This window comes from Roseomonas elaeocarpi (genome assembly GCF_042433915.1).
In the GTDB taxonomy this organism is placed as follows: Bacteria; Pseudomonadota; Alphaproteobacteria; order Acetobacterales; family Acetobacteraceae; genus Roseomonas; species Roseomonas elaeocarpi.
This window is the reverse complement of the sequence record NZ_JBHLUN010000017.1, coordinates 245,709-267,912: the sequence shown is the minus strand read 5'-3', so window position 1 is coordinate 267,912 and position 22,204 is coordinate 245,709. Positions and strand designations below refer to the sequence as shown.

The 22,204-nt window shown below is 70.3% G+C and carries 17 protein-coding genes; 9 read left to right on the top strand and 8 right to left on the bottom strand.

Annotated elements, in window-relative coordinates; translation table 11 throughout:
• The first annotated feature begins 610 nt into the window (after positions 1-610).
• Entirely contained in the window at positions 611-1,870 is a 1,260-nt protein-coding gene (locus ACFFGY_RS21645; RefSeq protein ID WP_377046618.1) for a cation:proton antiporter, read from the top strand.
• Positions 1,871-1,999: 129 nt separating this feature from the next.
• Here the strand turns inward: ACFFGY_RS21645 and ACFFGY_RS21640 are convergent, their stop codons facing one another.
• Entirely contained in the window at positions 2,000-2,551 is a 552-nt protein-coding gene (locus ACFFGY_RS21640) for a hypothetical protein (RefSeq protein WP_377046617.1), read from the bottom strand.
• Positions 2,552-2,704: 153 nt separating this feature from the next.
• Here ACFFGY_RS21640 and ACFFGY_RS21635 point away from each other — a divergent pair, with 153 nt between their 5' ends.
• Positions 2,705-3,532: a DeoR/GlpR family DNA-binding transcription regulator gene (locus ACFFGY_RS21635; RefSeq protein WP_377046616.1), complete on the top strand. Its 828-nt coding sequence runs from the start codon at positions 2,705-2,707 to the stop codon at positions 3,530-3,532.
• Between the two features lie 205 nt (positions 3,533-3,737).
• Here ACFFGY_RS21635 and ACFFGY_RS21630 read toward each other — a convergent pair whose 3' ends face one another.
• The 3 genes from ACFFGY_RS21630 to ACFFGY_RS21620 are packed head-to-tail and all read right to left on the bottom strand — an operon-like array spanning position 3,738 to position 6,558.
• On the bottom strand, positions 3,738-4,826 hold the full coding sequence (locus ACFFGY_RS21630; RefSeq protein ID WP_377046615.1) for a CobW family GTP-binding protein: 1,089 nt from the start codon (positions 4,824-4,826) through the stop codon (positions 3,738-3,740).
• Positions 4,823-5,020, bottom strand: a complete 198-nt coding sequence (locus ACFFGY_RS21625) for a hypothetical protein (RefSeq protein WP_377046614.1) — start codon at positions 5,018-5,020, stop codon at positions 4,823-4,825. Before ACFFGY_RS21625 ends, ACFFGY_RS21630 begins: the two co-directional genes overlap by 4 nt.
• A 47-nt stretch (positions 5,021-5,067) precedes the next feature.
• Positions 5,068-6,558 (bottom strand): amidohydrolase family protein, encoded by a 1,491-nt coding sequence (locus ACFFGY_RS21620; protein WP_377046613.1) that lies wholly within the window; start codon positions 6,556-6,558, stop codon positions 5,068-5,070.
• Positions 6,559-6,805: 247 nt separating this feature from the next.
• Between ACFFGY_RS21620 and glpD the strand changes: the two genes are divergently transcribed.
• A complete protein-coding gene (gene glpD, locus ACFFGY_RS21615) occupies positions 6,806-8,470 on the top strand; it encodes a glycerol-3-phosphate dehydrogenase (protein WP_456316180.1) in 1,665 nt (554 codons plus the stop codon).
• Positions 8,471-8,475: 5 nt separating this feature from the next.
• A complete protein-coding gene (gene glpK, locus ACFFGY_RS21610) occupies positions 8,476-9,957 on the top strand; it encodes a glycerol kinase GlpK (protein ID WP_377046611.1) in 1,482 nt (493 codons plus the stop codon).
• A 469-nt stretch (positions 9,958-10,426) separates the two neighbouring features.
• On the opposite strand, the gene ACFFGY_RS21605 is transcribed toward glpK, so the two are convergent.
• The gene (locus ACFFGY_RS21605; protein ID WP_377046610.1) at positions 10,427-12,610 is read right to left on the bottom strand and encodes a TonB-dependent siderophore receptor; all 2,184 of its coding nucleotides are present in this window, start codon (positions 12,608-12,610) and stop codon (positions 10,427-10,429) included.
• 316 nt (positions 12,611-12,926) lie between these two features.
• Between ACFFGY_RS21605 and ACFFGY_RS21600 the strand changes: the two genes are divergently transcribed.
• Positions 12,927-13,997: a YncE family protein gene (locus tag ACFFGY_RS21600; protein ID WP_377046609.1), complete on the top strand. Its 1,071-nt coding sequence runs from the start codon at positions 12,927-12,929 to the stop codon at positions 13,995-13,997.
• A 9-nt stretch (positions 13,998-14,006) separates the two neighbouring features.
• Here ACFFGY_RS21600 and ACFFGY_RS21595 read toward each other — a convergent pair whose 3' ends face one another.
• Positions 14,007-14,951: a LysR substrate-binding domain-containing protein gene (locus ACFFGY_RS21595; RefSeq protein ID WP_377046608.1), complete on the bottom strand. Its 945-nt coding sequence runs from the start codon at positions 14,949-14,951 to the stop codon at positions 14,007-14,009.
• A gap of 495 nt (positions 14,952-15,446) precedes the next feature.
• On the opposite strand from ACFFGY_RS21595, the gene ACFFGY_RS21590 reads away from it, so the two are divergent.
• From ACFFGY_RS21590 to ACFFGY_RS21575, 4 genes are all read left to right on the top strand, one after another.
• A complete protein-coding gene (locus ACFFGY_RS21590) occupies positions 15,447-16,796 on the top strand; it encodes an LLM class flavin-dependent oxidoreductase (protein ID WP_377046607.1) in 1,350 nt (449 codons plus the stop codon).
• A 76-nt stretch (positions 16,797-16,872) separates the two neighbouring features.
• Positions 16,873-17,823: an ABC transporter substrate-binding protein gene (locus ACFFGY_RS21585; protein WP_377046606.1), complete on the top strand. Its 951-nt coding sequence runs from the start codon at positions 16,873-16,875 to the stop codon at positions 17,821-17,823.
• Between the two features lie 23 nt (positions 17,824-17,846).
• Positions 17,847-18,752, top strand: coding sequence for an amino acid ABC transporter permease (locus ACFFGY_RS21580; protein WP_377046605.1), 906 nt, complete (start codon positions 17,847-17,849; stop codon positions 18,750-18,752).
• Positions 18,753-18,842: 90 nt separating this feature from the next.
• Positions 18,843-19,595 carry an amino acid ABC transporter ATP-binding protein gene (locus ACFFGY_RS21575; RefSeq protein WP_377046624.1) on the top strand — a complete coding sequence of 251 codons (753 nt, stop codon included), beginning with the start codon at positions 18,843-18,845 and terminating at the stop codon, positions 19,593-19,595.
• A 156-nt stretch (positions 19,596-19,751) separates the two neighbouring features.
• Here the strand turns inward: ACFFGY_RS21575 and ACFFGY_RS21570 are convergent, their stop codons facing one another.
• Together ACFFGY_RS21570 and ACFFGY_RS21565 are read right to left on the bottom strand one after the other, a co-directional pair.
• Entirely contained in the window at positions 19,752-20,774 is a 1,023-nt protein-coding gene (locus ACFFGY_RS21570) for a Gfo/Idh/MocA family protein (RefSeq protein WP_377046604.1), read from the bottom strand.
• 492 nt (positions 20,775-21,266) lie between these two features.
• The gene (locus ACFFGY_RS21565) at positions 21,267-22,031 is read right to left on the bottom strand and encodes an HpcH/HpaI aldolase family protein (RefSeq protein WP_377046603.1); all 765 of its coding nucleotides are present in this window, start codon (positions 22,029-22,031) and stop codon (positions 21,267-21,269) included.
• Between the last annotated feature and the right edge of the window lie 173 nt (positions 22,032-22,204).

Sequence of the window (22,204 nt, the reverse complement as noted above, 5' to 3'; positions counted from 1 at the left end):
ACCCAAACCAGCGCCTCCAGCTCCTCAGCCCAACCCGCCTCAGCAAGTCAGGCCAGAAACCCTCACCAGCGCTCCGTCCCGGTGTGAGCGGCGATATAGGCCCCATAGCCCCACCTGTAAACACCCAAGATGACGAGTTTCGGAATTTTCTTCCCGACCTCGCCGTTTGCCCTTCCGCAGGCACGTCCTCCGGGAAGAAAGCTACCACTCCGGCAACAAACCTCGCGCGGCAGCCCCCTAGATGTTGAGACACTGATGGCTGATCGCTCGCAGACGAACCTCACCATGCCGACGTGCGCCCAACCTGGCGCGCCATCCCGGTGATCTCCACGGGTTAATGTTGCCCGCCCGGTGTCGGCGGCATCGTGGCAGTAAACTTCCGAGGCGAGTGACGCAGGATGGCGCCCCCTGAGATAGCCGGTAGCCTGCCAGGGGGAGGAGCAGCGCGCCCTCCACCCTACTGTTTTACGATCTTGCTCTCTTACACTCCCCTGCTGGGGCATTCTGCCCGCCCCGTCCTCGCGCAGCCGTGTCCGGCGGAGGCGGCTTTGTGACCTGCCGCAGCGGCTGACCCGCACGGTCCCGCTGCGGGCGCGTGCTAGGCAAGGGGATGCATATCGAAGGCTACACGCTTCTCCTGTTGGGGCTGGGGCTGCTGATCCTCCTGGTGGCCTGGCTGCCGCTGATGGTGAACCGGCTGCCGCTGTCGCTGCCGATCGTCTGCGTCGCGATCGGCTTCGCGCTGTTCCGGAGCGGACTGCTGCCGCTCGACCTTCACCGCCTCGACCATGACGGGATCAGCGAGCACCTGAACGAGGCGGTGGTGCTGATCGCGCTGATGGGGGCGGGGCTGAAGCTCGACCGGCCTTTCGGCTGGCGGCGGTGGGAGTCCACCTGGCGGCTGCTGATCGTGGCGATGCCACTGACCATCGCGGGTGTGGCTGTGCTGGCGCGGCTCGGGCTGGAACTGCCCTGGGCGGCGTGCCTGCTGCTGGGGGCCGCACTGTCGCCCACCGACCCGGTGCTGGCCTCGGACGTGCAGACCGGGCCGCCGGGCCAGGGCGAGGAAGGCGAGGTGCGCTTCGCCCTGACTTCGGAAGCGGGGCTGAACGACGGGCTGGCCTTCCCGTTCGTGGTGCTGGCGGTCGCCATGGTACGGCCGGAGGAGGTGGACTGGGGCCACTGGCTCGCCGTGGAGTTCCTGGGCGAGCTGGTGTTGGGCGCCGCCATCGGCGCCGTGGTCGGGCGCGTCCTGGGCTGGATCATGTTCCGCCTGCCGGCGCTCAAGCTGTCGGACACCGGCGACGGGCTGGTGGCGGTGGCGGCAACGCTGATCACCTATGCCGTAGCGCTGGCGATCGGGGCCAACGGCTTCGTGGCGGTGTTCGTGGCGGCGCTGGCGATCCGCCGGACCGAGCCCGACGCCCAGTTCCACCACGCCATGTCGGGCTTCGCCGAGCAGGTCGAGCGCGTGATGGTGATGGCGGTGCTGGTGCTGTTCGGCTGGGCAATCGGCGCCGGGCTGCTGGCGCCGCTGACATGGGGCGGCGCGGCGCTGGGCCTCGCGCTGATCTTCGTGCTGCGGCCGGTGGCGGCCTGGGTCGGCTTCCTCGGCAACCGGGTGCCGTGGCGGGCCAAGGCGCTGCTGGCCTTCTTCGGCATCCGCGGCATCGGCACGCTGTTCTACCTGCAATACGCCTTCGCGCGGGCGGAGTTCGAGGTGCGCGACACGGTCTGGGCGGTGGCGGGCTTCACCGTGCTGGTGTCGGTGGTGCTGCACGGGGCGACCTCGACCCCGCTGATGCAGATGGCGGAGCGGCACCTGCGGGCACGGCGGAGGAAGCGGGTGCGGATCCCGGAGGCGGGGTAATCACGGGCCACCCACGCCTTCCGCCGATATCCTGTTGCGGCCGTAAATTCCGGGGCAAAAAAGCACGTCACGGGAACACCCATAACAGGAGCATCGGGCGAAATGATGCCGCTTGGCCCATTCGAAAGCCTATTGCGGCGAGCTCGCCGCGGTGTCGAGTTCCGCCAGTTTATTCTTGTTGAGACCGGAACAGGCTGTTTCACGATTGCCCGAAAAGGCGGATACAGCATCCCATTGGGCACTCTCTATTGCTCCATGCCCGAAAGCCAGCGCGATGGCTGTGGCTCCTCCAGCCTGTTGTCGGCCTTGGCCTTCGGCGATTCTTGAAACGCGTGACAACACGTTTCCGACCAGGCGCTCACGCCAGTCAGCATCGCGAAATCCGCAAACTGCGGCCAAGGTCCCGATGTATACCTCTTGAGCGAGTGGCCTGATCACGAAACGGATTTCGTCCAACACCGTTTGCTCGATCTTCATGCTCTCTATCTCTTGCTCGAGCGAGAATGTTGGATGGTTGCTGTTCCCACTCACATCCTTCGCGTCGCTTCCCCACGCAGAAATCGGCTGGCATGCAAGCAATGCCACAGCGAAGGCAATTCCCTTCATCTCAATCCCCTGATCCAGGCAAGCAGCGAGCCAGCCAGAAAACCACCTGCCATGGCTGAACCGTTTCAGCAGCATTCACATGGTTCTTGCACCGTGGCCAGGCTCAGCCCGCACTGATCCAGGCGCCGGCGTGCTCCGCCCGGCACCCAGGGCCGCCGGGCCGCCTGCCCCACCGGCGCCGAAGCTGCTAAGGCAACCGGGAAGCTGCGGAAACGGCGGGAGGCGCGCATGTCGGGCAAGGTCGAGGCACGGCACGGCCACATCCTCGGGCTGATCCGCCAGCGCGGCTACGCCTCGAACGACGAGCTGGCGCGGCAACTCCAGGTCACGGTGCAGACCATCCGGCGTGACGTGAACCTCCTGGCCGAGGAAGGGCTGGTGACGCGCCACCACGGCGGCGCGGGCCTGGTGTCGAGCGTGGAAAACATCGCCTATGCCGAGCGGCAGGTGCTGAACCTGCCCGAGAAGCGCGCCATCGCCCGGCTGGCCGCGGCCGAGATCCCCAACCGCTCCTCGGTCTTCCTCAACATCGGCACCACCACCGAGGCCGTGGCGCACGCGCTGCTGCGGCACGAGGACCTGCGGGTGATCACCAACAATCTCAACGTCGCCTCGCTGCTGGCGCGGGAAACGCGCTTCCCGGTGATCGTGGCGGGCGGCTCGGTGCGGCACCACGACGGCGGCATCACCGGCCCCTGGGTGAGCGAGATGATCGAGGGCTTCCGGGCCGATTACGGCATCATCGGCATCAGCGGCATCGACGAGGACGGCACGCTGCTGGACTTCGACGAGGATGAGGTGCGGGCGGCGCGCGCCATCATGCGCTCGGCGCGCGAGGTCTTCCTGGTGACCACCCACGCCAAGTTCGGTCGCCGCCCGCTGGTGCGGCTGGGTCATGTGCGCGAGCTGACGGCGCTGTTCACCGACCGCGCCCCGCCGCCCGGGATCACGGCGATGCTGCGCGAGCATGGGGTGCGGCTGCGCATCGCGGAGATGGGCCGCGCGGAGGCCGACGGCGAGGCGGAGGAGAGCGCGCCGGACGGGCCGCCGCCCTGACGGGTGCGCGGGACGGCGGGGGTTCCCCAGGCCAGCCCCACCTGTGGGCCGGGCACGCCCGGCGCCATGATCCGCCTCGGGGTTTAACCCTGGTGACGCCGGTGGCACCGGCAGACGCTTTTTGCCGGCAATCCCCGCGCCTCCGCCCCAGTTCTTGGCCCGGGGCCGTTCCCCCGCAACTGGCTCCCCGGCGCCTGACCCGGCCTCATTCCCCCAGGACAGGAACCGTGCACGCCTCCATGGTGCGGCGGAGCTCCTCGGGCGGGATGACGCCGAGTTCCGCGATAAACACGATCCGCGCCCGGGGCCTGCCGGCGGCAGGCGTTCCGGCGGGCACCAGCGTAGCGCGGCCGCCGGCGAGCTGAAACAGGAACTGCCTGCCGGGCTGCTCCACCGCCTCGAACAACCCCTTGGCGCGGGCGAGCCTGGGCGCCAGCCGGCCGATGGCGGCTTGGAGCAGGGGCAGCGAGAGCGGCGCCGGGGAGGTCCAGCTCAGTGTTTCGAAGCGATCCGCTGCCGGGTGCCGGCGGGGCCGGCGCGGCGCGGCAGCGCCGTCCGGGCCCACGTCGTCTCCCCGGAGGCGCTCCCGGCGCGAGCGGTTCCGGGAGAAGCTCTCCGGGGCGCTGCCATCCAGCGGCGCTCCGCCGGGCGCCTGCGACGCGGGGCCGTCTGCCAGGGGTCCATCGGGGTGAGGCGCGTCCGGGTCGGGCGGAAACAGCAGCGCCGGGGGAAGCCGGCCCTCCGGCGCCTCCATCACCACCGCGGCCGGGCGGAGGGCCCGCACGGCCTCACGGATGCGCGCGGCCGCCGCGGGCTCGGCGAGGTCGGTCTTGCTCAGCGCCACCAGGTCGGCGCTGCGCAGCTGCGCGCGCAGCAGCGGGTCGTCCAGCGAGGCCGGGGGTGCCGCCGCATCCACCACGCAGAGCACGGTTTCCAGCGGAGCCTCGCGGAACACCACCGGGTCGAGGAGGTTGCGCACCACCTCGGCCGGGTCGGCCACGCCGCTGGTCTCGATCACGATGTGCTCCGGCCGCGGGTCGCGGCGCAGGATCGTGGCCAGGGTCCGCAGGAGGTCGCCTTCCAGCGAGCAGCAGATGCAGCCGTTGCTCAGGCTGACCACGCCGTCGCTGGCGCCGGCGATCAGCTCCGCATCGATGTTGATGCTGCCGAAGTCGTTCACCACCGCCGCGATCCGCCGCCCGCCCGCGTGCTGCAGCAGCTGGTTCACCACGGTGGTCTTGCCGGCACCGAGGAAGCCGGTGACCAGCAGCACCGGCACGGGGGCGGCCGTCATCGGGAGGGTGCCGTGGCCGAGGGCTCCACGGGGCGCGCGAGCGCCGCGCCGCCCACCGCCGCGCCAGCCGGGCCCGGTGCCAGCACGCCCGGCAGCGGCAGGCCCGATGCCATCGTGCCCAATGCCGAAACGCCTGGCATCGCCACGTCGGGCGCGGCCGCGTTCCGCCGCGCCGCCGCGCCCGACGTCGTCATGCCCGGTGCCACCGGAGCTGCCAGGCCCGGCCCCGTGCCGCTCCTGATCACCGGCCGCCGGCGGGCCGGCGCACCGGGCGGCCGGGGCGGGCGGCGGTGTCCAGCACGCCGTCGGCGATCACCGGCTCCCCGCTGACCAGGAGGTGGCGCACGCCCTCGGCCGGGCGGTTCATGGCGGTGAACTCGGCGCGGTCGGTCAGCGTGGCGTAGTCGAACACCACCACGTCGGCATCCGCGCCGGGCGTCAGGCGGCCCTTGCCGGCCATGGCGGGGGTGCTGGCCTCCAGGATCTGCGCCGGGATCAGCGCGCACTTGCGGATGCCCTCGATCAGCGGGATGGCCTCGCGCTCGCGCACCCAGTGGCGGAGGAAGCGGGTGAAGCAGCCGGCCGAGCGGGGGTGCGAGGTCGCCTCCGCCGGCAGGGGCCAGCTCTCGCCAGTATAGGTGCTGCCGTCGGGCATGCTCCAGGGCATGGCGTCGGAAGCGATGGCGCCCTCGGGAAAGAGCACCGCCATGTCCAGCAGGTCGCGGTGGTGGCTGTTGTTCTCGGTGTCGAGCACGTGCCAGAGCACCATGGTCGAGGGGTCCTCGGCCTGGGCGGCCAGCAGCTCCGTCCGGTCGCGGAAGCGGTGGCCGTCGGTCACACGCTGCACGCTGTCGTAATTCGTGCCGTTGCGCGCCTCGAAGAGCGGGTCGCTGAAGAAGGCGGCCGCCAGCACGGTGGAGCCGGTGCCGTAGGGATAGGCCTCGACGGTGATCGGCAGCCCCTGCTGCTGCGCCTTGCGGACGATCTCGTAGCAGCGGGCGATGTCGGTCTTGGACGAGCTGTTGAAGTGGCAGATGTGCATGTGCGCGCCGGTCGCGCCGGCATAGCCGATCAGGCGGATATAGGCCTCGGCCGCGCTTTCCGGGTCGATGCGCGACATGTAGGCGACGTGGGTGAAGGTGGGGACCTCGTGCCGCTTGGCGAGTTGGCAGACGGAGGTCAGTTCCTGCACGCCGGCGCCGGGCGCGTAGGCGTTGAGGATGCCGATGCCGATGCCGCCCTCGCGCAGGCCCTCGTCGATGCGGTCGAGGATGCCCTGGACCTCGCCCTCGGTGGCAACGTTCTCGATCCAGCGGCGGTCGCGCATGGCGCGGCCGAAGGCCTCGAGCGAGGATTCCTCGTTGGTGCCGACCATGGAGGCGATGCGCGCGAAGGCCCAGTTGGTGGAGGCGCCGTAGTTGAGCACCCGCCCCTGCTCCGCCTGGCGGCGGTACCAGGAGGCGACCGGCATCACCCCGGCCTCGAGGTCGAGCGTGGTGGTCACGCCGTCGAAGGCCTGCATCCGGTCGGCCGGGATCGACTGGCCGTGGGCGTGGAGGTCGATGAAGCCCGGCGCCACCACGAGGCCCGCGGCGTCGATCACGCGCTCGCCCTCGCCCAGGTCAGGCCCGACCGCGGCGATGCGGCCATTCTCGATCGCGACATCGGCGATGCTGTCCATCCCGCTCGCCGGGTCCACCACCCGACCGCCCTTGATGATCAAGCCACCCATGTCGCACCCCTCGCGAGAACTGTACCCGGGGAGAGTAGCAGCATCGGCCGGAGATGCGACCCACCCGCGCCCGTTGGGGGTTGCTGCGGTCGCGGCCTGGCCATGCGCGGGGCGGCAAGCCAGGGCCATGGAGGGACGGACCGATAGGCGACATCCCACGAAAGCGAACACGGAATTTTCGCTTGCGAGTGATCTTGCGCCTTCCTACCCTGCCGGACGGATCAAGCGGAGGACGTGGCGCGTGGCGGTGGCAGCCGGAACAACGAGTCCTGTTTCGCCAGGGGGCGACGGTGTTCTCGACCTGCTGGTGGTGGGCGGCGGCGTCAACGGCGTGGGCATCGCGCGCGACGCCAGCGGCCGCGGCCTGAGCGTGACCGTGGTGGAAGCGGAGGACCTGGCGCAGTTCACCTCGTCGTCGTCGTCCAAGCTGATCCACGGCGGCTTGCGCTACCTCGAATACTACGAGTTCCGGCTGGTGCGCGAAGCCCTGCAGGAGCGCGAGCGCCTCCTGCGCGTGGCGCCGCACATCATCTGGCCGCTGCGCTTCGTTTTGCCGCACGAGAACGCGGTGCGGCCGCGCTGGATGGTCCGCCTCGGGCTGTTCCTGTACGACCACCTGGGCAAGCGGGAGATGCTGCCGGGTTCCGAGAATGTGCGTTTCCGAAACTCCGACGGGACGCCGGACTCGCCGCTCGGTTCGGCGCTGAAGCCCGGGATCCGGCGCGGCTTCGCTTATTCCGACTGCTGGGTGGAGGACAGCCGCCTCGTGGTGCTCAACGCCATGGACGCGCGCGAGCGCGGGGCCACGATCCGCACGCGCACGCGCTTCCTCGACGCCCGGCGCGAGGGCGGGCTGTGGCACGCCACGGTGGAGGACCGCCGCAGCGGCGCGCGGGAGGTGATCCGCGCCCGGGCGCTGGTGAACGCCGCCGGCCCCTGGGTAGAGCGCGTGCTGAAGGAGGGCGTGGGCAGCGCCACGGCGAAGTCGGTGCGGCTGGTCAAGGGCAGCCACATCGTGGTGCCGCGCCTGTACGAGGGCGCGCAGGCCTATATCCTGCAGAACGACGACCGGCGGATCATCTTCGCCATCCCCTACGAGCGAGACTTCACGCTGATCGGCACCACCGACGTGCCGCTCGAAGGCGCGCCGGGGCCGGTGGTGATCTCGCCGGAGGAAACCGAGTACCTGTGCCGCTCGGTGAACCGCTACTTCGCGCGGCAGATCACCGCCGCCGACGTGGTGTGGAGCTATTCCGGCGTCCGACCGTTGTATGACGACGCGGCCGCAAACGCCTCGGCCGTGACGCGCGACTACGTGCTGGACGTCGAGGCGCCGCCAGAAGGAGACGGCTTCGGGCCGGCGTTGCTGTCGATCTTCGGTGGCAAGATCACCACCTTCCGCCGTCTGGCCGAGCACGCACTCGAGAAGCTTGCCCCCCACCTGCGGCGGGTGGGGCGCGAGGTCGGCCCGGCCTGGACGGGCACCGGCGTGCTGCCGGGCGGCGACATGCCGGGGGCCGATTTCGACCGCTACCTGACGGGCCTGCGGGCGCGCTTCCCCTTCCTGGGCGAGGCGCTGTCGCGCCGGCTGGCGCGAGCCTACGGCACGCGAGCGGAGCGGCTGCTGGAGGGTGCCACCACGATGGCGGATCTCGGCGAGGATTTCGGCGGCGGCCTCACGCGTGCCGAAGTGGACTACCTCCGCCGCGAGGAATGGGCGGTGTCGGCGCAGGACATCCTGTGGCGCCGCTCCAAGCTGGGCCTCCACGTTCCGGAGGGCACGGAAGCACGGCTGGCGGCCTACCTGGCCGCGCAAGCGGGTGAGCCGGGGCGCACGGGCCGTGAGGAAGCGGCGGGAACCGGCGCGCCCGGTGCCGCCGCGACGCCCGCCATCCTGGCGGCGCGGGGCTGAGCGCCATGACCGAAGCACGGCACGTCCTGGCGATCGACCAGGGCACGACCTCCACCCGCTCCATCGTGTTCGACGCCGCGGGGCACGAGGTCGCGACGGCGCGGCGGGAATTCGCGCAGCACTACCCGGACAAGGGCTGGGTGGAGCACGACCCGGAGGATATCTGGCGCGACGCCCTGGCCACGGCGCGCGAGGCGATCGCGCGGGCCGGGGTGCCGGTGGCGGCGATCGGCATCACCAACCAGCGCGAAACCGTGGTGGTCTGGGACCGCGCCACGGGCGAGCCCATCCACCGCGCCATCGTGTGGCAGGACCGTCGCACCGCGCCGCTCTGCGCCAGGCTGCGCGAGGATGGGGCTGAGGCCCTGGTGCAGGAACGCACGGGGCTGCTGCTCGACCCGTATTTCTCGGCCACCAAGCTCGCCTGGATCCTGGACAACGTGGCCGGCGCGCGGGCGCGGGCGGAACGGGGCGAGCTGTGCTTCGGCACGGTGGACAGCTTCCTCCTGTGGCGTCTCACCGTCGGGCGGGTGCATGCGACGGACGCGGCCAACGCGTCGCGCACGCTGATCTTCGACATCCATCGCCAGTGCTGGGATGCCGAGCTGCTGCGGCTGTTCCGCATCCCCGAAGCCATGCTGCCCACCGTGTGCGACAACAGCCACCACTTCGGCGAAACGGCGCCGGAACTGTTCGGCGCTCCGATCCCGATCGCTGGCATGGCGGGCGACCAGCAGGCGGCGCTGTTCGGCCAGGCCTGCTTCCGCCCCGGCATGGTCAAGAGCACCTACGGCACCGGCTGCTTCGCGCTCACCAATACGGGCGCAACGGCAGTGCGCTCCGAGCACCGGCTGCTCACCACCGTGGGCTACCGGCTGAACGGCGTGACCACCTATGCCAGCGAGGGCGCGATCTTCGTGGCGGGTGCGGCGGTGAAGTGGCTGCGCGACGGCATCGGGCTGATCACCCATGCCTCGCAGACCGACGACATGGCGACGCGGGTGGACAACAACCACGGCGTCTACATGGTGCCGGGCTTCGTGGGCCTGGGCGCGCCGCACTGGGACCCGCTGGCGCGCGGGCTGATCTGCGGGCTGACGCTGGACTCCACCGCAGCCCACCTCGCACGCGCGGCGTTGGAATCGGTGGCCTACCAGACGCTCGACCTGCTCGACGCCATGCAGGCCGACGGCGCCACGGCGCCCGAGGCCCTGCGGGTCGATGGCGGCATGTCGGCCAATGACTGGTTCTGCCAGTTCCTGTCGGACATGCTGCGCGTGCCGGTGGAACGGCCGGCAGTGCTGGAAACCACGGCCCTCGGCGCCGCGACGCTGGCCGGGTTGGCCGTCGGCGTCTGGCCCGACCTCCACGCGCTGGAACAGGTGTGGCAGCGCGGCCGGCGCTTCGAGCCGCGGATGGATGGGGCGGAGCGGGCGCGCATGGTGACCGGCTGGCAGGACGCGGTGCGGCGGGCGCTTCTGCGCTGAGGCTTCGATCTGCACCGTGCGGTGGGCGCTGTCCCGGGGGAGAGAAGGAATTCTCTCCCCCGGACCCCCACTCATCTTTTTCCGTGACGCTGCCGCAGGAATGATGAAGCCGGTCGCGGTACGGTAGCCTTTGGCGCTGCTCAGAAAAACCAAGCTCCCTGTCAGCTCTGGCTGAACTGTCCCTCGCTCCGGCTCCGTGAGCCGGAGCGCACGACGACAGCCGCATTCCCGCGGCAGCGTTTCAGAAAAAGATGAGGGTGGAGGGGTCCGGGGAGGCGGGAGAATTCCTTCTCCTGCCTCCCCGGTGCAGAGGCTCCGCTGAAGCAAAACATAGGGGATGGTCGGGCGATGGGACCGGACCACGCCAAGGGGGATTGAGGCGCGGCCCGAGAAGAACGATCACGCTGGAGGACGCGCGGCCGAAGGAGTTGAGACCCTGGCGGGGGGAGTCCGCCTCAGGGCCACCCGGTCACCAGCGGTACTTCAGGCCGGCGAAGACCTGGCGGCTGAAGCCGTAGGCGCACCAGGGCCCGTAGTAGCAGGAGGCCACGTAGTCCTTGTCGAACAGGTTCTGCGCGTTCACGTAGGCTTCCACGCCCTTCATCTGCGGGATGGCGGCGCCGACGTCGTAGCGGATCGTGGCGTCGGCGAGCACGAAGCTCTTCACCTTGAACGAGTTGTCCTGGCTGTAGGTCTGGCCCGTGTAGCGGACGCCGCCGCCCAGGGTCAGGCCGTTCAGCGGGCCGCTGTCGAAGGTGTAGGTGGCCCAGCCGGAGGCCTGGTTCTCCGGAATCGCCGGCAGGTGCTTGCCGACGCTCGCGTCGTTCTTGCGGGTATAGACCGTGTCGAGCCAGGTGTAGCTGGCGATGATGTTCAGACGGTCCGTGATGTTGAACTTCGCCTCGAGCTCCACGCCCTGTGAGCGCGCGGCGCCGGCGGCCACCTGGAAGAGCGGGTTGGTGGCGTCCGTGGTCAGCACGTTCTCGCGCTTCAGGCTGAACACGGCCGCGGTGAACAGGGCGTTGAGGCCGGTGGGCTGGTACTTGATGCCGGCCTCGTACTGGTGGCCCTTTTCCGGGTCGAAGGCCCGGCCGTTGATGTCGGTGCCGTTCTGCGGCGTGAAGGATTCCGCGTAGCTGAGATAGGGCGCGATGCCGTTATCGAAGACGTAGGTCAGGCCCGCGCGGCCGGTGAAGGCGTGGTCGCTGGTGTCGGACAGGGTGTTGGTGGTGACGCCGCGGGTGAACTGGTCCACCCAGTCCTGCCGGCCGCCCAGCGTCAGCACGAAGTTACCCAGCTTGGCCTGGTCCTGCGCGTAGATACCGTACTGGTTGGTGTGCAGCGTCGTCAGCGCGCGGCTCGGCGTGTCGATCGGCTGGTTGTAGGTCGGCGCGAAGACGTCGATCGAGGGCGCGGAGCCGAAGCCGACGTTGTAGCTGCCGTTCAGGTGCTGGTAGTCGAAGCCGAACAGCACCGTGTGGTCCACGGGCCCGGTGGAGAACTTGCCCTGCAGCTGGTTGTCGACCGTGACCGTGTCGAGCGTGTCGTCCGAGTAGGCGGTGTAGCGGTCCAGCGTGCGGTTATCGGCCTCGAGACCGCTGCCGTAGACGCTCTGGTAGGTCTGGTCGAGCGTGAACCAGCGGCCGTTGGAGCGCACCGTCCAGGCATCGTCGAGGCGGCGCTCGAACTGGTAGCCGAGCGAGCCCTGGGTACGGTTGAACTTCTCGAAGTTCGGGTCCCCGTCGTAGAAGCGGCTCGAGATGCGGCCCAGCGGGTTGGAAAGCGCCGAGCCCGACGGCGGCACCGAGCCGTAGGCGGCGCTCTTCGGGTCGTACTGGTAGAAGCCCAGGATCGTCAGCGAGGTCATCGCGTCCGGGCGCCAGGTGAAGGAGGGCGCGATGGCGATGCGGTCGTTGCGCGTCTGCGCCACCTGCGCGTCCTCGGCACGGCCGATGCCGGTGATGCGGTACAGGAACTTGCCGTCGTTATCGAGCGGGCCGGTGGTGTCGAAACTCAGCTGCTTGTGGCGGAAGTTGCCGAACTCCACGCCGACCTCGTGCATCGCTTCCGAGCTCGGCATCCGGCTGACCTGGTTGACCAGGCCGCCCGCCCGCGCGTTGCCGTAGAGCACCGAGACGGGGCCGCGCAGCACGTCCACGCGCTCCAGCAGGTAGGGGTCGATCTGCGGCGTGCCGTAGTAGCCGTTCGAGATCAGCTTGAGGCCGTTCCAGTAGGTGTCGGCGTCGAAGCCACGGATGTTGAACAGGTCGTAGCGCGTGCCGACGCCGCCGCGCGTTTCGGTGGCGACGCCCGGGGTGTAGCGCAGTGCGGCGTTCAGCGTCTGCGCGTCCTGCTGGTCGAGCTGGTCTCGCGGGACCACCGAGATGGACTGCGGCGCCTCGATCAGCGGCGTGTCGGTCTTGGTGGCGGTGGCGTCGCGGCGGGCGACGTAGCCCTCGACGGGGGTCTGCGCGGTTTCGGCCTGTCCGGTGACGTTGACCTGGGGCAGCAGGACCGGCGCCGCGGCCGCGCCGGTCGGCTCGGCCCCGTCGGGTGTCTGGGCAGCGGCGGAGCCGCAGGCGACCATGCCGGTGAGGAGCAGGCCTTGCAGAGTCCCGTGCAGCCTGGCCCGTGGGGCGTCTGGTCGGGTCATGCGGCGGGTCTCCATACCTGTCTCCTGGCCCCAGTGGTGGGCCGTCGGCGTGCCGCTTATCGCGGTTGATAATCTTTCGCAAACACCGGTTGTACGCCCGTAAAATCTGCCAGGAAGGCCGCAAGACCCAACTTTATCCTTCTTGTTCAACTGCTTGAGAGATGATGCGCAGCGGCATCATTGCGGCACCGACAAGGACAAACTCCAACATTAATTTGCAAACGACTCGCATTCTCTCAAAACAGCTGCATCTTCGCTGCGTCGCTGGCACCCTCGCGGGCGGCACCCACACATGTTCCGACGGATCGACCGAACCATGGATCGTAACTCCCGGCTGAGCCGGCGCCTGCTTCTTCAGCACTCGGCCCTGGCGGCCGCCCTTCTTCCGGTGGCGGGGATCGGCGCCGCCCGGGCGGCCGAGGCCGCGGCGGTGCTGCGCCAGGCGGTCGGCCGCGGCCTCTACGAGATCGCCTACAGCCCGTCGCGCGACACGCTCTACGCCGCCGTGATGGGCGACTTCGAGGACAAGAAGGGCGGCCGTATCCTGCTGCTCGATCCGAAGGACCTTTCGCAGCGCGGCGCGATCGAGATGCCGCTCAAGCCCTTCTCGCTCTGCCTGGATGAGGCGAAGGGCGTGCTCTACGTCGGCCACACGATGGACCAGGCGATGAGCGCGGTGGACCTCGCCAAGGGTGAGATCCGCGGCACGCTGCGGCTGGAAACGCCCGAGAAGCACCACCCGCGCGAGATCCGCCTCGACCCGGCGGGCGACCGCCTCTTCGTCACCGGCATCGGCGATCCGAGCGTGGTGTGGGTCGTGGACGTGGCGGGCTTCGCCGTGCGTTCGGTGATCAAGGACACCGGCAAGTGGGCTGCTGGGCTGGCCTACGATCCCGTCACCAGGCACCTGCTGGTCGGCAACTACGATTCCGAGCTGGTGGTGGTTGATTCGGCGGACGGGCGCATCGTGTCGCGCCAGTTCGTGGGCGCCAAGGACGAGAACTTCCTCGTCAACATCACGGTGGATCGGAAGCGGCGCCTCTTCTACGCGGCCAATTCCAAGGGCAGCGAGGTTTTCGCCTTTAACGCCGACACACTGGCGCTGGCGCACCGCATCCCCTGCGGCAAGGAGCCGCTGGCGGTGGTGATCGATGCGCCGCGCGACCGGCTGATCGTCACCAACCGCGGCGCGGGAAAGGCCTCGGTGATCGCGCTCGACGGCTACGCCACGCTACGCACGGTCGAGATGGGCGACCTGCCCAACAGCATCGCGGTCAACCCGGCCGACGGCACGCTGTTCCTCAGCACCAAGCAGACGCTGGACAAGAAGGACGCGACGTACAGCGACACCGCGCCCGACAGCATCATCCGCGCCGCCGTCGCCTGAGAGCGGGCGTCAGGCGGGCTTCGCGCGCCCGGCGCGGCGACGGGCCGTTGCCGGGGCCGGAGCAGGTTCCGCCTCGGCGCGGAAGCGGTCGCGCAACAGGGCGGCGAAGTGCTCGGCCGCCAGCGAGGCCGGGCGGCGCGAGGGCGTGAGCAGCGTCAGGTCCTCGGCGATGCGCGGCGCGAAGGGGCGCAGCACGATGCCACGGTGCCGGTTGTCCTCGGCTGAGAGGCGGTCCACCACGGCGATGCCCATGCCTTCCATCACCAGGGCGCAGGCGCTGGTGGCCAGCGGCGCGTCCACGCGGATCTGGGGCGCCACGCCGTGCTCCGCCAGCGCGGCCTCCAGCCGCAGGCGGTAACGATCGGCGGCGGCCAGCGCCACCAGCGGCTCGTCGCGCAGGTGTTCCGGGGTCACGGTGCTCTCGGCGGCGAGGCGGTGGCCGGGCGGCAGGACGCAGACCGCTTCCACCGCGCTCAGGCACTCGTGCCGCAGCGCCGTGGCCGGGACCTCGAACAGCGCGAGGCCGAGATCGAGGTGCCCCGTGGCCACGGCATGCGCCACGCCGATCGAGTCCAGGGTGCGCAGCGACACCGTCAGCCCCGGATGCGCGCGCAGGAAGCCCGCCACCACGGCAGGCAGCCAGCCGGCGCCCGCGGCATAGGGCGCGCCCAGCACGAGATGTCCCTGGCGCAAGCCCTTCAGGTCGCGGGCGAAGCGGGCAAGGTGGTCGAGGCCCAGGAAGGCGCGCTCCACCTCGGCAAACAGGGCACGCGCCTCGGGCGTGGGCAGCAGGCGCCGGCGTTCGCGCAGAAAGGCGCGAAAGCCGAGGTCGCGCTCCAGCTGCGCCAGCGTCTTGCTGACCGCGGGCTGCGTGACGCCCAGCCGGTCCGCGGCGGCCGTGACGGAGCCGGTTTCCATCACCGCGCGGAAGACCTCGCACTGGCGGAGGTTCATGGCGCACGCGGGGTCATACGCGGGCGCGGCATCGGGCCGGCGTCTCCTCGGCGAGGCGGGGCCGGCAGGCGAGCGGGCACGCCGGGCGCGAGGCGATGCGGGGGCGTGGTCATGCCGGGGGCAGCGTCATGCGGGTCGGATCCATAACTTTTGGGAATGAACCCTGGCAGCATTAGTGCTTTGACGGCAAGCTCGGATGCTCCCTAGGGTTTCCGCCAGGGACAGGAACAGCACCAGCGCGTCGCGGCCCCGCCACAGGCTTCGGGGAACCGGCCGGATGATCATGCACTTCGCGATGCGTCGCTGCGGCGATGCCCGCCGCCCTCGTGGCCGCAGCGCCGCCGTGCTCCGTAACGCGGCGGGCCACGCCTCCGCGCTGCGTTCCGCTCCGACGCGGGTCCCCGGCAGGCTGCCGGGGCCGGCCGTCCCTCCCCTTCCCTCCGGCGACACCGCGCTGCCGCCGCATTCCGTTCAGAACACCCGGAGACTTTCGGCATGAGCGAACGCCGTCGCGACATGAAGCTCGGCTTGAACATCGTGGCCAACGGCGCGCACTCGGCGGGCTGGCGGATGCCCGACGCGCAGGAGGACGCGGCGCTCGACTTCGCGCTGTGGAAGCGCATCGCCCAGGCCGCCGAGAAGGCGCGCTTCCACTTCATGTTCTGGGCTGACGGCATCGCGGTGCGCCATTCCGCCAAGAGCGACGATGAGCTGAGCTACCTCGCCCGCATCGACGTGTTCGAGCCGCTGACCATCATCGGCGCGCTGGCGGCGGTGACGGAGCGGCTGGGCTTCGTGGCCAGCGCCTCGACCACCTACAACGAGCCGTACCACGTCGCGCGCAAATTCGCGTCGCTGGATCATATCAGCGGCGGCCGCGTGGGCTGGAACGTCGTGACCTCCTGGAGCGAGCAGGAAGCCCATAACTTCGGCAGCGACCGGCTGCTGGCGCACGAGAACCGTTACCGCCGTGCGGAGGAATTCGTCGACGTCGTGTTCGGGCTGTGGGACAGCTGGGAAGACGACGCCTTTATCCGCGACAAGGAAAGCGGCCGCTATTTCGACCCTGCGAAGCTGCACAACCTGCGCCACGAGGGCGAGCATTTCCGCGTGGCCGGGCCGCTCAACGTCGCGCGGCCGATCCAGGGCTACCCGGTGATCGCGCAGGCCGGATCGTCGGGACCGGGGCAGGCGCTGGGCTCGCGCATCGCCGACATCATCTACACCGCGCAGAAGACGCGCGAGGATGCGGTGAGCTTCTACAGCAGCGTCAAGTCGCACGCGGCCCAGACGGGGCGCGACACGGAGTCCATGCTGGTGATGCCGGGCATCATGCCGATCCTGGGCCGCACGCGCGCCGAGGCGGAGGGCAAGTTCGCGCAGCTGCAGGACCTGATCCACGAGTGCCTCGGCCTGCCGATGCTGGCGGGCTCGTTCGGCGACCTGAGCCAGCTGCCGCCCGACGGGCCGCTTCCCGCCCCGCTGGAGGATTTCAACGCGGTGAAGAGCGGCCACGAGAAGCTGGCGCGCATGGCCAAGCAGGAAGGCATGACCATCCGCAAGCTGTACCAGATCGTGGCCGGCGCCTCGGGGCACAACCTGATGGTCGGCACGGCGGCGGACGTGGCGGACCTGATGGAGGACTGGTTCAACGCGCGCGGCTGCGACGGCTTCAACATCATGGCCTCCTACCTGCCGGGCCCGGCCTGGGAAGCCTTCGACTGGTTGGTCCCGGAATTGCAGCGGCGCGAGCTGTTCCACACGGAGTACAGTGGCGACGGCACCCTGCGCGGCAGCATGGGGCTGCCGCGGCCAGGCTTCGCGACGCATCGCCGGCGGGCCTGACGCGGCCGCCCTCACACTGTTTTTGCCGGGGAAGCGTCCCGGACTGCACCCTCAGAGCCTCAAGGAGACCCCCAGGATGTTCAGCCCCCTTCCCCGCCACGGCACCCGCCAACCCGTGCGGCACCCCGCCTGGCACGTCGCGCGGCGCGGCCTGGCCACGCTGCTGCTCGCCGGCGTGGCCGCCCTGCCGCTGGGCGCGCGCCCGGCCGCGGCGCAGACGCCGACCGCCACGATCAGCGCCGCACCGGTGCCCGAGCTGATCCGGCAGCTGCCGGCGCGCCTGGCCGAGAACAAGACCATGACCGTGGCGATCGCGCTGGGCTCGCCGCCCGATGACTTCCGCGACGAGAAGGGCGAGGTCGCCGGCTGGGAGATCGACATCCTGCGCGCGGCCTCCGAGGTGCTGGGCCTGAAGCTGGAGCTGCGGCCGACCACCTTCGATACGTTGATCCCGGGTCTGCAGGCCAAGCGCTTCGACGCCGCCACGGGCCAGATGGGCATCAGCGACGTGCGGCTGAAGGTGCTGGACATGATCGGCACGCTGCTGGGCAACGAGCTGTTCGCGGCGCGGGGGGATTCCGACATCAAGGTCGACAGCCTTGACGACCTGTGCGGTCGCACCGTCGCCACCACGCGCGGATCGCGCGAGATCGAGTTCGCGGAAGGACACCAGGCGCGCTGCAAGGAACTCGGCAAGCCCGCCATCAACATGCTGGCCTTCAACGACGGCAACGGCGCGGCCGAAAGCCTGATGAGCCGGCGCGCCGATCTGCTGTGGCTGGGCTCCACGGCGGTGAGCTACTTCACCGCGCAGTCGCACGGTCGCGCCAAGGTGGTCGGGCACTACACCGACACCAGCTACATCGGCATCGCGCTGCCCAAGGGATCGGACTTCTCGGCGCCGCTGCAGGCGGCGGTGCAGCACCTCGTGGCCGACGGCACCTACCGCAAGATCGTGGAGAAGTGGGGCCTGGGCGAGGGTGCGGTGCGCGAAGCGCCGCTGAACCCGACCGGGACTCCGCGCTGAGCATGGCAGGAGCGGAAACGCGGATGCTGGAACCCGGGCGCGCCGTGCAGGAGCGCCCGCCCGTGACCGCCGCCGGCACCGCCGCGCCGGGTACCGCGCAGGAGGGCACCGCGGCCGATCCGGTGGTGGTGCCGCTGCGCCATCCCTGGACCTGGGCGGCCAGCGTGGTGGTGGTGGCGATCGCGGCGATGGTGGCGGTCAGCGTCGCCACCAACCCCGCCTTCCAGTGGCCGGTGGTGGCCAGCTACATGCTCGACGGGCAGATCCTGACGGGCCTCGCGCGCACGCTGGGGCTGACGGTGGTGGCGATGGCCATGGGCCTCGTGCTCGGCACGCTGCTGGCCGTGATGCGGCTGTCGCGCAACCCACTGCTGAGCACCGTGAGCTGGCTCTACATCTGGTTCTTCCGCTCGGTGCCGGTGCTGGTGCAGCTGATCTTCTGGTACAATTTCGGCGCGCTGTATTCGACGCTCAGCCTCGGCATTCCCTGGGGGCCGAGCTTCTATACCGTGGACACCAACGCGCTGATCACGCCGGTCTTCGCGGCGCTGGCGGGGCTGGGCCTGGCGCAGGCCGCCTATACGGCCGAGGTCATCCGCGGCGGCATCGCCTCGGTGCCGCGCGGGCAGGTGCGCGCGGCGATGGCGCTGGGCATGACGCCGGGGCTGATCTTCCGCCGCATCGTGATGCCGCAGGCCATGCGCGTGATCATCCCGCCGGTGGGCAACGAGGTGATCTCGATGGTCAAGAGCACCTCGCTGGTCAGCGTGATCGCGCTGGCGGAGCTGCTGTACACCGCGCAGCTGATCTATTCGCGCACCTACGAGACCATCCCGCTGCTGATCGTGGCCTCGCTCTGGTACCTGATCATCGTGTCGGTGCTCTCGGTGGGACAGCAGTTCCTTGAACACCGCTACCGGCAGCGCTGAGGCATGACGAGCATGGCAACGAGCACGGCGCCGAACCCCGCCGCCACGGGCGGCTTCACCGGGCAACCCGGCGCCGCGCCGGCTGAGAGCATGGTGCGGATGCGGGGGTTGAGCAAACGCTACGGCCACCGCGAGATCCTGCGCCACATCGACCTCGACGTGCGGGCCGGCAGCGTGATGTGCATCATCGGCCCCTCCGGCTCGGGCAAGAGCACCCTGCTGAACTGCATCAACCATCTGGAGCGCATTGATGGCGGCAGGCTCTGGGTGGGCAACGAGCTGGTCGGCTACCGCGAGCACAATGGCAAGCTGTATGAACTGCCGGAACGGCAGGTAGCGCGGATGCGCCAGCGCGTCGGCATGGTGTTCCAGAGCTTCAACCTGTTCTCGCACATGAGCGTGCTGAACAACATCACCGAGGCGCCGGTGCGGGTGAAGGGCGTCAAGCCGGCCGAGGCGCGCGCCAAGGCGCAGGCGCTGCTGGAGCGCGTGGGCCTCGGCGACAAGGGCGCGATGTTTCCGGCGCAGCTTTCGGGCGGGCAGCAGCAGCGGGTCGCCATCGCCCGCGCGCTGGCGATGGAGCCGGAGCTGATGCTGTTCGACGAGCCCACCTCCGCCCTCGACCCGGAGCTGGTGGGCGAGGTCCTGGCGGTGATGAAGGACCTCGCGCGGTCGGGCATGACCATGGTGGTGGTGACGCACGAGATGGGTTTTGCGCGCGAGGTCGGCGATGATCTCGTGTTCATGGACGGCGGCGTGGTGGTGGAACGCGGCCACCCGCGCGAGGTGCTGACGGCACCGCGGGAACAGCGCACGCGCGACTTCCTGTCGCGGGTGCTGTGAGCCGCCCCGCCGCCGTGCCGTTTCCGCACGGCGGCGGGGTGCAGGAAAGGCCCCGGAAAACGTTCCAGCAAAGGTCACCACGAAGGTTGCAGCGGATCTGCGGCGGCCGGGTGCTCCCGCACGCTCCGGACGAGGGGAAAAGCGGCCCCCGCCCCGTCAGCCGCTGACCTCGGTCCAGGCGCCGTCGCGGGCGGCGCTGCGGCGCAGGGCGTCGATCGTGGCCGCGATGTCCACCGACTCCGCCTCCGTGGCACCGGTCCAGGCCGCCGCATCCCCGCGCACGAGGCGCACGAAGCTCTCGGCCTCCAGCTGGAAGCCGTCGCCGCCGCCCTCGTCGATGGTTTCGCTCGGCGCGGTGGAGGCCTTGCCGCGCTTGAGCTGCAGGTGCAGCGGCCCGCCGCGCAGGTGGTTCATGAAGGTGGTTTCCAGCACGCCGTCATCGCCCGCGATCAGCGCGTGACGGTGATTGCCGCTGCGGAAGGAGCAGGCCACCTGCGCCAGCGTGCCGTCGGCGAAGTCCAGCGTTCCCAGCAGGGTGCGGTCCACCCCGGGTCCGTGGAAGCGCGCCACCGCGCTCACCCGCGCGGGCGCCCGGCCCAGCGCGATGCGCACCAGGCTGACGGGATAGCTGCCGGCATCCAGCACCGCGCCGCCGCCCAGTGCCGGGTCGAAGCGTACGTTCGCCGGGTCCGCCAGGCTGAAGCCGATCGTGGCCTGGACGTATTGCGGCCTGCCCACCGCGCCTTCCGCCAGCAGTCGGCGCATCGCAACGGTCTGCGGCTGCGCCATGTAGGGATAGGCCTCGCGCAGCACGACGCCGTTGGCGCGCGCGGCGTCGAACATGGCGTGCGCCTCGTGCGCGTCCAACGCCAGGGGCTTCTCGCACAGCACGTGCTTGCCGGCCTCCGCGGCGCGGATGGACCAGGGGGCGTGCAGGCTGTTGGGCAGCGGGTTGTAGACCGCCTCGACCTCCGGGTCGGCCAGCATCTCCTCGTAGGAGCCGTAGTGTCGCGCGACGCCGGTTTCGCGGGCGAAGCTCTCGCCCTTGGTTGCGTCGCGGCTGGCCACACCATGGATCGCGGCCAGCGCGGAGGGCGCGACGCCCGCGATGAACTGTCGCGCGATGTTGGCGGCGCCGAGCACGCCGAAGCGCAGCGCAGGGTTGGACGATTCCGACAAGCTCTGTTTCCTCCTGTACCGACACAGTAGAGGCGCGGCCCCCACCCGTTGTCACGGCAAACCGCGCTTCGCCGCCTGATCTTCCGTGATCCCGGAGAATGGCAGGGAAGTGGGCTGCGTGTTTGGTCGGCGGGCCCGTGGCAATCCCCGGGGAGGGGGAGAAGGAATTCTTCCCCTCCCCGGACCCCTTCCCCTCATCTTTTTCCGGGACGCTGCCGCGGGAGCGTGGCCGGGGTGGTGCGCTCCGGCTCGATGAGCCAGAGCGGGGAACGCTTCAGTCAGGGCTGACAGGAAGCCACGGTTTTCTGGCAGCGCTGATGGCCACCGTTCCGCGACGGGCTTCCACCGTCCCGCGGCAGCGCCCCGGAAAAAGATGAGTGGGGGTCCGGAGGGAGAGAATTCCTTCTCTCCCCCGGGATGGCGCACCGCCCCACCACGACGCGCGAAACCTCCCCAACGGCGCCACCGCGCGGAAACCGGCCGCGGCGACGGTCAGCCGGCGCCCGTCACCCGGCTCAGCAGACCCTGGGCGCCCTTGATGACCACGGCCGTGTCGGTGCCGATCGCCACGAAGGCCAGGCCGTCGTTCAGGCGGCGTCGGGCCTCGTCCTCGTTGTTGGTGAGGTAGCCGGCCGGCACGCCGAGTTCGCGCAACCGGCGGAAGGCGCCGTCGATCGCCGCCTGGACCTCGGGGTGGGACTGGTTGCCCAGATGGCCCAGCGCGGCGGCGAGGTCGGCGGGGCCGATGAACACGCCGTCCACGCCGGGGGTGGTGGCGATGGCGTCGAGGTTGCGCAGGCCCGCCGCGGTCTCGATCTGCAGCAGCACGCAGGTTTCGCTGTTGGCGCGGGCGAGGTAGCCGGTATCGAGGCCGTAGAAGCCGGAGCGCGAGGCGCCGGACACGCCGCGCACGCCCTCGGGCGGGTAGCGGGTGTAGCTGACAGCGGCGGCCGCGGCGGTCGCGTCGTCGATGGCGGGCAGCAACAGCGATTGCGCGCCGCAGTCCATCAGCCGCTTCACCAGCACCATGTCGGACCAGGCCGGGCGCACCACGACGCTGGTGCGGTCGCCGATGGCCTGGAGCTGCGCCACCACGTCCGTGGTCTCGTTGGGCGAGTGCTCGGTGTCGAGCAGGATCCAGTCGAAGCCGCAGCCTGAGAAGAGCTCGCTCAGCACCGGGCCGCCGAGGGTGGACCAGAGGCCGATCTGCTGACGCTCTCGCAGCGCCTGCTTGAAGCGGTTGGTGGGTTGCCGCACGTCTGTTTCCTTCCCTTCTCGCCGTCAGGCCGGTTCCGGGGGGCGGCCCCTTGAGTGGCCCCCCGGCATGGCCCCCTGGGCGCCGCCGGTCCTGCCGTGCCATGCTCGGGCGTCGCACCGCGGCGCCGCCGGCCTCGCACCGGTCGGGAAAGTCTAACCCCCAGCCGGGGGCG